The sequence below is a fragment of the Corynebacterium sp. FDAARGOS 1242 genome (assembly GCF_016889985.1).
Lineage (GTDB): Bacteria > Actinomycetota > Actinomycetes > Mycobacteriales > Mycobacteriaceae > Corynebacterium > Corynebacterium minutissimum_B.
Genome location: NZ_CP069568.1, coordinates 1,210,316 through 1,223,522, shown reverse-complemented (window position 1 = coordinate 1,223,522; position 13,207 = coordinate 1,210,316). Strand labels below are relative to the sequence as shown.

Here is a 13,207-nt window from a genome sequence, read left to right as displayed (position 1 = left end):
TCTCGTCACCCGCGCGGGCCAAAAGACAACTAGGGGCGGTAGTCCTCCACACGGCGCCAGGCCAGCTGCTCCTGCAGGTCATGGTCGGCAGGAGGCAGGATGAAGACATGGGCGACGTCGCGAAGCGGCTCGAGGCGCACAAAGTTGCGGTCGGACCACTCGTAGGCCGAGCCACTAATAGCATCCTGGACGGTGAAGTGATCCCCCGGGTGGCGGCCCACGGCGGGCAGATCCAGGTAGACCGTCGCCTCCTGCGCATTGCGCGGATCGAGATTCACTACGATCAAAACCACGTTGCCGGTCGCGGCATCCGCCTTGGAGTAGGCGATGATGGCCTCGTTATCTGTGTTGTGGAAGCGCAGCGTACGCAGCTGCTGCAGTGCCGGATTCTCACGGCGGATGAGGTTGAGCAGGCGGATATAGGATTCCAGGGAGTCACCGGACTTGATGGCTGCCTGGAAGTCACGGGGTCGCAGCTCGTACTTCTCCGAATCGAGGTACTCCTCGCTGCCCGGCTTCACGGCCTGGTGCTCGTAGAGCTCGAAACCGGAATAGACACCCCACAGCGGGGAAAGCGTGGCCGCCAACGTAGCGCGGATGGCAAACATGGCGCGCCCGCCGGTCTGGAGAGACTCGTGGAGAATGTCCGGGGTATTGACAAAGAGGTTGGGGCGGCAAATATCGGCCTGCTCCACATGCATCTGTGCGAACTTCGTCAGATCATATTTGGAGGTCTGCCACGTGAAGTAGGTATAGGACTGCGTAAAGCCGGCCTTAGCCAGACCGAAGAGGCGCGGGGCGCGGGTAAAGGCCTCAGACAGGAAGATGACCTCTGGGTGGGTCACATGCACCTTGGAAATAAGCCAGTTCCAGAAGTTGGTGGGCTTGGTATGTGGGTTGTCCACGCGGAAGGTGGTGACACCGGCTTCGACCCAAATCATGACGATGCGATAAATCTCCGCGTAGATGGCGTCCGGGTCGTTATCGAAGTTCAGCGGGTAGATGTCCTGGTATTTCTTGGGTGGGTTTTCGGCGTAGGCAATGGTGCCGTCGGCAAGCACGGTGAAAAACTCCGGATTGCTCTTGGCCCACGGATGATCTGGGGAGGCCTGGAGCGCCAGGTCGAGGGCGACTTCGAGGCCCAATTCCTCGGCCTTCTTCACCAAGGCCTTGAAGTCCTCCATCGTGCCCAGTTCCGGGTGAGTGGTGGAATGATCCTGGATGGCCCACGGTGAGCCGACATCGCCGGGCTCAGCTACAACGGAGTTGTTCTTGCCCTTGCGGTGCACCTCACCAATGGGGTGAATCGGCGGGAAGTACACGGTGTCAAAGCCCATGGCCGCCACGCGCTCAAGTGCCTGCGCGGTGGTCTCAAAGGTGCCATGCACCGGGTTGCCCTCGGCGTCCCACCCACCCGTGGAGCGCGGGAAGAGCTCATACCAAGAGTTAAACAGCGCATCGCGGCGATCCACCAAGACTTCGTGGATGTCACCTTCCACGAGGAGGTGGCGCAGTGGGTGGTGGTGCAGAATCTCAGCGACCTCATCAGAAAGCGCGGTACGCACGCGCTTATCGACGTCCCCCTGCTCGTCCCGCAGCGCCTTCGATGCCTTAAACAGCAGCTCAGCCTTCTCGCTCGGGCTTTGAAGTGCGGCTTCTTCAAAGAGCTCCGCGCCATGGAGAAGATCGTTGTTGAGCTCGCGTGCCGACTGGCCGGCTTCCATCTTCTTGGTGACGGCATTTCGCCACGTGGCCATGGGATCAGACCAGGCATCGACGCGGAAGAACCAGCGGCCCGGGGTAGCAGGGGTAAAGACACCATGGACGCGATCCTGGTTATCCGGATCCACTGTCATCGTGACGGAGGAGGTGGAGGGGGATTCGGTGTTCCATACCGACAGGGTTGCGGCAACGGCGTCGTGGCCCTCGCGCCATACCAATGCGGTGACGGGGATAACCTCGCCGACTACGGCTTTCGAGGCTACGTTTCCAGAAAGAGAAGGGCGGACATCGTCGATACCAAGGCGTTGAGTCATGCCCATAGAATAATGCAGCTGTGCCAGTTTCACCGGGGAAGACTGTGTCAGTTACACCGGCGACGGAAAATATCGGCCACAATGGGGGACTGTGAACACTCCTGAGCAAACTGGCGATATGAACCTAGAGAACCAGCCCACCGATGAGGACTGGCTCATCGACTTCCGCGGCGTCGAGCTGCGCCGCGGCGGCAATACCCTCGTCGGCCCCGTTGACTGGCAGGTTGAGCTCGATGAGCGGTGGGTCATCATCGGCCCGAATGGTGCGGGCAAAACCTCGCTCGTGCGCATGGCCGCTGCCGAGGAATTCCCGTCTGCCGGCGTGGCCTACCTCATGGGCGAGCGCATCGGAAAGACCGATATGCGCGATCTCCGCGCGGCCATCGGCATCTCCTCAGCCGCCGTGCAGCACCGCATCCCCGATGGCGAACGCGTCGATGACCTCGTGATCTCCGCCGGCTATGCCGTCCTGGGCCGCTGGCGCGAGGACTACCAGGACATGGACTTCTCCCGTGCCGATGACATCTTGGCCCAGGTCGGCGCTTCCCACCTAGCCAAGCGCACGTGGGGAACGCTGTCCGAAGGTGAAAAGAAGCGCGTCATCTTAGCCCGCGCGCTCATGTCTAATCCGGAGCTTCTCATCCTGGATGAACCTTCCGCAGGCATGGACTTGGGTGGCCGCGAGGACCTCGTGGGTTACCTGGGTGATTTGGCCTTGGACCCGGATGCCCCCGCCATCGTCATGATTACTCACCACGTCGAGGAAATCCCTTACGGATTTACGCATGCGATGATCCTGGATGAGGGTAGAGTCGTGGCCAAAGGACTCATCAATACGGTGCTCACATCGGAGAACCTTTCCACTGCCTTCCACCAGCCCATCCAGGTGGACCGAATCGGGGAGAGGTACTTCGCCCGCCGTATTCGATAAGCCACCCAAGCCCTTGACAGCAGCCCTTGATAGCGCGTGCGCGATATCAATAACACGGAAAGTTGCATGAGCCAGCCCGATCACGACGCCCTGGATGCCATCGATAGTGGCGACACCACCGGCTTCAACGGCGCGCGCTTGGCCGCAACCGTCCTCCTGCTGCGCGATAGCCCCGACGGCATCCAGGTGTGGATTCAAGAACGCGTCCACACCATGCGCAATTACCCCGGGCACGTGGTCTTTCCCGGCGGGGGAGTAGACCCCCGCGATTTCCCACCCCGCTCCTGGGATTCCGGCGAGCTATGGGCTGGGCGCTCGGTAGTCTCCATGGCGCGGCGCATGGGCGTAACGAAGTACAAGGCCCATGCTCTCGTCTTCGCCGCCGCACGCGAGCTCTTCGAAGAATCCGGCACGCTGCTGGCCATCCGGGACGACGGCATCGTCTCCGATGCCTCCCGCTATCACCGCGAGCGCGAACTGTTGGAAACTCACGCCATCTCGTTCACAGAGTTCCTGTCCCACAACGGCATGCGCGTGGATGCCGACATGTTCCTGCCGTGGTCGCGCTGGGCCGGGGAAGTCAAGAACCAGTGGTTCGACACTTTCTTCTTCATTGGCGTGTTGCCAGAAGGCCAAGAACCCGATGGCGATACCGGTGAGGCCGACGATGCCGGATGGTTCGACCCACAGCTCGTCCTCGACGGCTGGCGCGCCGGGCTCGTACGCCTCGCCATCCCCACCTGGGCGCAGCTCAAGCGCCTAGCTTCCTATCGCAGCGTGCAGGAGGTCATGGATGACGCCTCTTTCTCCGACCTGCGCCCCATCATCGGTGACCCCGAAGACGATGAACGCTACCGCGAATTCTTCACCACCTTTCCCGTAAACCGCATCTAGAAAACACACCATGAGCTATACCCTCGACGAGGTCGCCTTCCTGCGTGACAACGCCGCCACTATCGACGCTGCTGCCGCAGACCTGGAGGGGACGAAGAAGGGGCACCTGAGGGACGTCGCCAAGCTCCAGGCGCAGTTTGGGGACTATGGGCGCGCGGTGGCCGAGTTGCTGAACTCCCGGCGCTCCGGCAAACTGCCACAGGACTGGCTCATGGACCATGATTCGGCACAACAGGCCACGCCGCCGGCAGTCGCTCAGTACCGCGCGCAGTTTCTTAAAGCACGCGGCGTCGACCTCGTCCACGACCTCACCTGCTCCATCGGCACGGAGGGGCAGGCCTTTGCGCCCGGCACATATGTGGGCAGTGACCTCGACGCCTCCCGCGTGGCCATGGCGCAGCACAACATTGAGCACCCGGTCTTCCGTGCCGATGCGCTTACCACCACAACCACCGCCCGGGTCTGCATCGCCGACCCCGCCCGCCGCCAAGGTGGAAAACGCATCACCCGCCTCGACCAACTCCTGCCGCCACCGGCGGACCTGCTAGCGACCCACGGCGAGATGGCTATCAAATGCGCGCCCGGCATCGACCACTCCGAATGGGAAGGTCTAGCCTGCGTGGCCAGCCTCGACGGCGGGGTCAAAGAGACCTGCCTGTACACACCGGGACTCGGCACGGGGAAGCGGGCGGTTATCCTCAGCACCAAGCCCGACGGCGTGACCAAGGACGTCATCGACGATGACGTCGCCGAGCACGAGCTTCCCGACGCCGGCCCCATCGGCCGCTTCCTCATCGACCCCGACGGCGCCATCGTGCGCGCCGGGCTGGTGCGATACTACGCCGCGCGGGAAGGGCTGCACCAGCTGGACCCGCGCATTGCCTACCTTACCGGTGAGCGCCTGCCGGAGGGCACCTCTGGATTTGAATTCATCGAGATGGTGCCCATGAGGAAGCTCAAGGCGGCCATGGCCGCACACGATGTGGGCTCCCTGGAGATCTTGGTACGCGGGCAAGAAGTGGACCCGGACCAGCTGCGCAAGAAGCTCAAGCTCAAGGGCTCGACGGCCAAGACGCTCGTGGTCACCCGCATTGGGGCCAAAGGAGTCGCGGTGCTGTGCGGACCGCGAGTAGTATCGACCGAAGGTAATTACGCACCCTAATAGTTTCAAAATTTACGGAAGGGGAAGTGCCCACATGCCAGTCATTGTGGCTCTGGTTAAGCACGTACCGGATACGTGGTCAACGAAGACCCTCGAGGCGGACCACACCTTGGACCGCACCTCGGTGGATAACGTCATCGATGAGGTTAACGAGTACTCCGTCGAACAGGCACTGCGCCTGCGCGACGACAATGCCGATGCCGGCTATGAGGTCGTCGCACTCACCATGGGCCCGGCCGCTGCCGATGAAGCCCTGCGCAAGGCCCTGGCCATGGGCGCGGACCACGCCGTGCACGTGGTCGACGACGCCCTCGCCGGCGCCGACGCCCTGGCTACTGCCTGGGTTCTCAACGCCGCCATCAACCAGGTGGCAGAAAAGTTCGGCGAAGTCCAGGTCATCACCCTGGGCAATAACTCCTCCGACGCCTCCACTGGCCTTGTTGCTGGCCTCCTGGCCGAGTACCGCCAGCTGCCCGCGCTCACGGAGCTCAAGGCCGCCTCCCTCGCGGGTGCCACCGCCACCGGCACTCGCGAGGATGCCCACGGCCACTGGGAGCTTGAGGCTAATCTCCCAGCCCTCCTGTCCTTTACTGACAAGGCCGATAAGCCGCGTTTCCCCAACTTCAAGGGCCTGATGGCCGCCAAGAAGGCTGAGGTCACCACCCTCGCCGTGGCCGACCTCGGCATTGATGGCGTGCCGTCCACCACCACGGTCACCGCCTCCGTGCAGCGCCCAGCCCGCACCGCCGGTGAGGTCATCACTGATCCTGATCCGGCCGTGGCTGCCGCCAAGGTCGCAGATTTCCTGGCCGCCAAGAATCTCATCGAGGGTTAAAGGAGAAAAGATATGTCTCACGTTTATGTCCTAGTTGAGCACGAAGCAGACCAGCTCAGCCCCGTGACCGGCGAGCTCATCACCGCCGCCCGCGCACTTGGCACCGTCTCCGCCGTTGTTGTTGCCAAGGATGCCGCCACCGCCGCCTCCTTCGATGCCGAGTTGGGCAACTTCGGTGCAGCCCAGGTAGTTCAGGCCACCGCCGCCGACTATGAGCAGCGCATCGTCACCCCGGAGGTTGACGCCCTCCACGCCTTGGCCGCCAATAACCCGGCGCCCATCGTGCTGGCCTCCACCCCGACCAACAACGAGATCGCCGGCCGCCTCGCCGCCCGCCTCGGCTCCGGCGCTTTGGTCAACGTCGACGGCATCAATGCTGACGGCAGCGCACACCACACCATCTTTGGCGGCTCCTACGAGACCTCCTCCACGGCTACCGGCTCTGTGGTCTACACCCTGCGCCCGGGAACCGTCACCGCGGAACCGCAGCCGGTCACCGCAGCTCCTGCTCCTTTTGAGCTGCCTGCCGCCACCGCGAAGGACGTCACCGTCACCTCCTTCACCCCGGCGGAGAAGACCGCCCGTCCGGAGCTAACCTCCGCCAAGGTCGTTGTGGCCGGCGGCCGCGGCGTGGGCGATAAGTTCGCCGATGTGGTGGAGCCGCTTGCCGACGCCCTCGGTGCCGCCGTCGGTGCCACCCGCGACGCTGTGGACGAGGGTTTCTACGACCCCGCCTTCCAGATCGGTCAGACCGGCGCAACCGTGTCCCCGAAGCTCTACATCGGCCTCGGCATTTCCGGTGCTATTCAGCACACCTCCGGCATGCAGACCTCGGAGACCATCGTCGTTGTCAACCAGGACCAGGACGAGCCTTTCTTCCAGATCGCCGACTTGGGCGTGGTGGGTGACCTCCATGAGATCGCCCCGGCACTCGCCGCGGAGTTGACCAAGCGCAAGGAGGCCGGCAACTAATGCCGCTCTACCTCGATTACGCAGCCACCCAGCCCATGCGTCAAAGCGCCATCGACGCATGGACGAAGGCAGCCAGTTCCCTCAACCCGGGCGCGTCCTATGCCTCGGGGCGCAAGGCGCGCTCCGTGCTGGACGACGCCCGCGAGACCGTCGCCGAGCTGCTCGGCTGCGAACCCATCGAGGTCATCTTCACCTCCTCCGGCACGGAGGCGGACAACATCGCCATTCAAGGCCTTTTCCGCGCTGCGCAGTCGGCTTCGCCCGAAGCAGCGCAGCGCATCGTTTCGACCCCCATCGAGCACCCTGCCGTACTCGAAACCGTGGAGAAGCTCCACGCTGAGCACGGTGCGACCGTTGACCTGCTTCCGGTTGATTCCACCGGCCACGTCAGTGACCTCGTAGCCCTGGATACCCCGGCCGCACTAGCTACCTGCATGTGGGCCAACAATGAGACCGGCGCCATTCAGCCGGTCGCGGATATTACTCAGCGCGCCGCCGCACACAACACCCCGGTGCACATCGACGCCGTACAGGTCGCCGGCAAGCTGCCCATCAACTTCCACGAGCTGGGTGCCACCACACTCGCGGCCAGCGCTCACAAGTTCGGCGGTCCCCGCGGCATCGGCCTGCTGCTCGCACGCCGTACCCCAGCGCCGCTGCCACTAGCCTTCGGCGGCGGCCAAGAGCGCGGCATCCGCCCCGGCACCGTGGATGTGGCCAGCGCCAGCGCACTTGCTGCGGCCCTGCGTGAATCCGTCGCGGAAATGGAGCAGGAGGACACCCGCCTGACTACACTCCGCGACAAGCTCAAGGCCGGCATCGAATCCAGCATCGACAACGTCATCATTAACTCTGCCGAGCCCACCTTGGCTTCTCACCTGCACGTGTCCTTCCCTGGCACGGACGGCGACAGCCTCATCATGCTTCTCGACGCCGCCGGCATCGAAGCCTCCGCCGGCTCTGCCTGCCACGCGGGCGTTAACCGCATGTCCCACGTGCTCGAAGCCATGGGCATTGACGAAGAACACGGCCGCGGCAGCCTGCGCTTCAGCTTGGGACGAATGACCACTGAAGAGGACATCGACGCCGTCCTGGCAGAACTCCCAGAGATCATTCGCCGCGCGCGGTCGGTGTAAACACAACAGCTCCCGGCCAGTACCGACGCCCAAAGACAAAGGCGAGCAAATGCGTTTCGCAATCTTCGGTGTTGTGCCACGGAGCCGATAGCCCATCAGGCACAATGTTGTCATGTCGAAGTTCTCTGAGGTCCTAGAACAGCTGCGTGAAAACCAACCAAAGGCCAAATATGGCATTGCCTTTGAGAAGCTGATGGTCAACTATTTCAAGACCGACCCGACCTTGAAGAACCAATTCGATGAGGTCTGCCGCTGGACGGATTGGCGCTACAACGGTGGTAAGGCAGATACCGGCATTGACCTGGTGGCTCGCCGCGTGGATGACGGCACGTGGACCGCCATCCAGTGCAAGTTCTATGACTCCAAGGCGCGCATCCAGAAGTCCCACCTGGATTCTTTCTTCGAGGCTTCCGGGCATTCTTTTGACACTGAAGAAGGCCGCCAGCACTTTGGCAGCCGCTTGATTATCTCCACCACGGATCACTGGTCCTCCCACGCGGAGGATGCCCTAGCCAACCAGATTATTCCGACCAGCCGCATTGGCATCTCCGCGATTGCGGAGTCACCCATTAACTGGGATGTGGCTTTCCCTGGCTCGGAAGTCCGCGATAAGACCATCCAGATCAACCTCTCCCAACGTGAAACTTTTGAGCCCCGCCCGCACCAGCAGGCGGCAATTGACAAAGCCATCGAAGGGTTTAAGACCCATGACCGCGGCAAGCTCATCATGGCGTGCGGTACCGGCAAAACCTTTACCGCCCTGCGCCTCGCGGAGCGCGTCGCTGAGGACAACGGCGGCAAGGCCCGCATCCTCTTCCTCGTGCCGTCTATTTCCTTGCTCTCCCAAACCCTGAAGGAGTGGACCGCCCAGGGCCGCCTCGACATGCGCGCCTTCGCGGTGTGCTCCGATAGCAAGGTCTCCAAGAAGGCCGAGGATATCGCTGTTTATGACCTTGAGGTTCCCGTTTCTACTGAGGGCAAGGACATCACCACACGCTTTGAATCCGGCAAGCGGGCCAAGGGCCTCAACATCGTCTTCTCTACCTATCAGTCCATCCAGGCGGTGCATGAGGCCCAGCAGGTGGGCCTCGATGATTTCGATCTCGTCATCTGCGATGAGGCCCACCGCACCACCGGCATCACCTTGGCCGGTGAGGACGCCAGCAACTTCGTCCGCGTCCACGATGCCGACTACATCAAGGCTTCCAAGCGCCTTTACATGACGGCTACCCCGCGCCTCTACGACGAAGCCGTCAAGGGCAAAGCCGAAGAACACTCCGCGGAACTGGCCTCCATGGATGATGAAGCTATCTACGGCCCGGAGTTCTACCGCCTTGGCTTCGGTGAGGCCGTGGATAAGGGGCTGCTCACGGACTACAAGGTGCTTGTCATGACCGTGGATGAATCCGTGGCCGCCCAAGCTATGGCCCACAGTGAGAACAACCAGGTCAACCTTTCTCTGGCGTCTGCCATGATTGGCGCCTGGAACGGCCTGGCCAAGCGCTCCGGCGAATTGCAAGGCAAGAAGGGCGGTTTCGACGAGGACGCCCAGCCCATGCAGCGCGCGGTGGCTTTTGCCAAGGACATCAAGACCTCCCAACTCATTGCGGAGACTTACCCCTCACTCATCGGCACCCACCAAGAACTGCTCAAAGAAAAGGCAGTGCTTAACGACGTCTCCCTGACCAACGTCGACCTTAACGTCGCCGCCCAGCACGTCGACGGCGGCATGAACGCCATGGAACGCGGCACGAGGCTGTCCTGGCTGGAATCCCCAGCAGGGGAGCACGAGTCCCGCATGCTCACCAATGCGCGCTGCCTTTCTGAGGGCGTTGACGTCCCAGCCCTGGATGCCGTCATCTTCTTCAACCCCCGTAACTCCATGGTGGACGTGGTCCAGTCCGTCGGCCGCGTCATGCGTAAGTCTGAGGGCAAGGACTACGGCTACATCATCCTGCCCGTCGCCGTAGCCAGCAACGTCTCCCCAGCAGAAGCACTCAATGACAACCAGCGCTTCAAGGTTGTCTGGCAAATCCTCAACGCGCTGCGCGCCCACGATGACCGCTTCAACGCGAAGATTAATTCCATCGCCCTTAACGGCAGTAAAGAACCAGACCTTCCCATCATCCCAATTCCGGTCAATCCGATTCCCGATGATCCGAACGCCAGCAAAAACGCAGAAGAAGATCCGCGGGAGAAGCTCAATGCCAGCGATGCGAATACTGGCGGCGGCGATATTGACGAGGAGGAGCGACGCAGAGATCTCGCTAAGCAGATGGCATTGTTCCCGCTGGAACAGTGGCAAGAAGCCATCTACACCAAGCTGGTGGACAAAGTCGGCACCCGCACCTACTGGGAGGACTGGGCAGACGACGTCGCCACCATTGCGGAGAACCAAATCACCCGCATCAAAGCTCTTCTCGATGGCGCCGATGGAACCCTTCGCACGGAATTCGACACCTTCGTCGAAGGCCTGCGCAATAACCTCAACGATGGCATCAGCGAAGAAGACGCCATCTCGATGCTCTCGCAGCACCTAATTACGGCACCGGTCTTCAACGCGCTCTTTGAGAACCATGACTTCATCACCCATAACCCCGTGGCCCAGGTTATGGAGAAGATGGTCAAGGCATTGTCCAAGGCGAACCTCGATACCGAAACCGAGTCCCTGGAGAAGTTCTACGAGTCCGTCCGCGTCCGCGCCTCTGAGGTGAACTCCGCCTCCGGCAAGCAGCAGGTCATCAAGGAGCTCTACGAGCGGTTCTTCCGCAAGGCCTTCAAGAAGCAATCAGAAGCCCTTGGCATCGTCTACACCCCAGTCGAAATTGTCGACTTCATCCTGCGCGCCGCCGACGATGTATCCAAGAAGCACTTCGGTAAGGGACTTACCGACGAGGGCGTGTGCATCCTCGACCCCTTCGCCGGCACCTCCACCTTTACGGTTCGCCTCCTGCAGTCCGGCCTCATCAAGCCGGAAGACCTGGCCCGCAAGTACGCCAACGAACTCTTCGCCACCGAGATCACGTTGTTGGCCTACTACGTCTCTGCCGTCAACATTGAGACCACCTACAACGCGCTGCGTGAAGAGGCAGCCCTGCGCAATGGCGAACCAGCACCCGAGTACGTGCCATTCACCAACATCGCGTTAGCGGATACCTTCCAAATCCACGAGGAAGGCGACATCCCGGACCTCAACATCTTCCGCGAGAACAACGAGACCATCGAGCGCCAGAAGAAGGCACCAATCAACGTGGTGATTGGCAACCCGCCGTATTCAGCAGGGCAGAAGTCCGCGAATGACCTCAACGCGAACCTGAAATATCCGAGCTTGGACAGGCGCATTGCGGAGACGTACGCGGAGAAATCCACAGCGCAGAGAAAAGGTTCTTTATACGACTCATATCTCCGCGCATTTCGCTGGGCTACGGACCGTATCGGTGACCAAGGCGTCGTCGCGTTTGTCTCCAATGGCGGATGGATCGACGGCAACACGGGTGACGGTGTGCGTTTATCGATGGGCCAGGATTTCGCAGACGTTTATGTTTTTAATCTTAGGGGCAATGCACGTACGGCGGGCAAGCAACGCCAAAGAGAGGCTGGCAACGTCTTTCGCGACGGCGGCCGTACAACTATCGCAATAATGATCGGTGTAAAAGATTATGTTAAGTCCGGTTTCGAACTACATTACAAAGATATTGGTGATTACCTTTCGACACGAGAGAAACTTCAAATTGTCGAAAAGGCGAGTATTGAACAAATCGATTGGAAGTCAATTACACCTAATAAGCATGGTGACTGGCTGAACCAGCGTACAATGCAATTCGACACTTGGCCGGTTATTGGCGAGAAAAAAGACGAGTTGATCAGGTTTTTCAGGCACTACTCTGCAGGACTGAAGACATCCCGGGATGCATGGTGTTACAACTACTCTGCGATCCAGCTGTTGAGTAATACGAAGCAAGCGGCTAACTACTACAACTCTGTAGCAGAAGTGGCTCAGAAAATGGCGATATCGCGCCAGAAGCTCTCCTTTGAAGAACTTAAGGGGGAACTCGACCCTTCTAAATTCTCATGGGATCGTGTAAACCGACGGCAGGTTCTTCAGGGTAAAACTATCCGTATTGATAAATCTAAATACAGGCGGTCAATTTACAGGCCGTTTATGGGGCAGTTTTGTTACTTCGACGAGGATCGTCAGCTTAGCAACGACACATATCAACTCCCATCAATGTTCCCAACTCCAGAACACCGGAATATCGGGTTCTATCAGGTCGGGAATGGTTCTGCTGTTCCTTTTTCTGTCGTGGCCACAAATTTGCTGCCTGACCTACATGTCACTGGTGCAGGATCGGGTGGCCAATTCTTCCCCCGCTTCACCTGGGCCGCCGCCGAAGCCGACGACGGAGGGCTGTTTGGTGAGGGGAGCGTCGCCAAGCAGGGCGAGGCCAGCATCTATGGCAAGGTGGGTGAGGTCGTTGACGGCTATGTGCGCGTGGACAACATTACTGATGAGATTAAGGCTCTCTACCGCGATGCGTTGGGTACTGACATCACGGGTGATGACATCTTCCACTTTGTCTACGGCAAGCTGCATGACCCCGGCTACCGGACGAAGTATGCGGCTGACTTGAAGAAGATGCTGCCGCATATTGAGACGCCTTCGTCGCGTGTGGAGTTCGACAAGTTCGCTGCGGCTGGCCAAGAGTTGATGGACCTGCACGTGAGCTACGAGGACGTGGAGCCATGGCCGCTGGACATTCAGGTCAAGGGTGATGAGTCGGATCGTGAGACCTGGCGTGTGCTCAAGATGAAGTGGGCTAAGCGCAAGAACCCGGAGACGGGCAAGAACGTCAATGACGTGACCAAACTGATCTACAACAAGCGCGTGACCATATCCGGTATTCCGGAAGAGGCCGACGAGTACATGTTGGGTTCGCGCTCAGCTGTCGCTTGGCTGATTGACCGTTACCAGGTCAAGAAAGATAAGGCCTCTGGCATCGTCAACGACCCGAATGATTGGGCAGACGAGGTGGGCAACCCGCGCTACATCGTGGACCTGATTGGCAAAGTCGTGCGCGTGGCGATGGAGACAGTGCGAATCGTGGATGGGCTGGGTTCCGAATAGCGATGCAATAAGCTGGGCCACGGTCTTCGTGGCGGCGGCGCATCCTGCCCTGGATTCCTGGATGAGCTGAGTCCGCAAGTTTGGGTGGGGCGTCGCCAAGCACAGCGTGCTAGTCA

Annotated in this window: 8 protein-coding genes; 7 read left to right on the top strand and 1 reads right to left on the bottom strand. The window is 60.6% G+C overall.

Annotation, left to right across the window (positions count from 1 at the left end; translation table 11 throughout):
- Positions 1-29: 29 nt before the first annotated feature.
- Positions 30-2,036: a maltotransferase domain-containing protein gene (locus I6J72_RS05860; RefSeq protein WP_204100282.1), complete on the bottom strand. Its 2,007-nt coding sequence runs from the start codon at positions 2,034-2,036 to the stop codon at positions 30-32.
- 118 nt (positions 2,037-2,154) lie between these two features.
- On the opposite strand from I6J72_RS05860, the gene I6J72_RS05855 reads away from it, so the two are divergent.
- The 7 genes from I6J72_RS05855 (at position 2,155) to I6J72_RS05825 (ending at position 13,091) form a co-directional block, all read left to right on the top strand.
- A complete protein-coding gene (locus I6J72_RS05855) occupies positions 2,155-2,967 on the top strand; it encodes an ABC transporter ATP-binding protein (RefSeq protein WP_204100456.1) in 813 nt (270 codons plus the stop codon).
- Between the two features lie 66 nt (positions 2,968-3,033).
- Positions 3,034-3,861 carry an NUDIX domain-containing protein gene (locus tag I6J72_RS05850; RefSeq protein WP_204100281.1) on the top strand — a complete coding sequence of 276 codons (828 nt, stop codon included), beginning with the start codon at positions 3,034-3,036 and terminating at the stop codon, positions 3,859-3,861.
- A 10-nt stretch (positions 3,862-3,871) separates the two neighbouring features.
- Complete coding sequence (locus I6J72_RS05845) at positions 3,872-5,023, top strand: SAM-dependent methyltransferase (protein WP_204100280.1); 1,152 nt, start codon at positions 3,872-3,874, stop codon at positions 5,021-5,023.
- A gap of 34 nt (positions 5,024-5,057) precedes the next feature.
- The gene (locus tag I6J72_RS05840) at positions 5,058-5,858 is read left to right on the top strand and encodes an electron transfer flavoprotein subunit beta/FixA family protein (RefSeq protein ID WP_204100279.1); all 801 of its coding nucleotides are present in this window, start codon (positions 5,058-5,060) and stop codon (positions 5,856-5,858) included.
- Between the two features lie 12 nt (positions 5,859-5,870).
- Entirely contained in the window at positions 5,871-6,830 is a 960-nt protein-coding gene (locus tag I6J72_RS05835; RefSeq protein ID WP_204100278.1) for an electron transfer flavoprotein subunit alpha/FixB family protein, read from the top strand.
- Positions 6,830-7,966 carry a cysteine desulfurase family protein gene (locus I6J72_RS05830; RefSeq protein ID WP_204100277.1) on the top strand — a complete coding sequence of 379 codons (1,137 nt, stop codon included), beginning with the start codon at positions 6,830-6,832 and terminating at the stop codon, positions 7,964-7,966. The genes I6J72_RS05835 and I6J72_RS05830 overlap by 1 nt, the downstream gene beginning before the upstream one ends.
- Before the next feature lie 112 nt (positions 7,967-8,078).
- Positions 8,079-13,091 (top strand): DEAD/DEAH box helicase, encoded by a 5,013-nt coding sequence (locus I6J72_RS05825; protein ID WP_204100276.1) that lies wholly within the window; start codon positions 8,079-8,081, stop codon positions 13,089-13,091.
- Positions 13,092-13,207 lie beyond the last annotated feature (116 nt).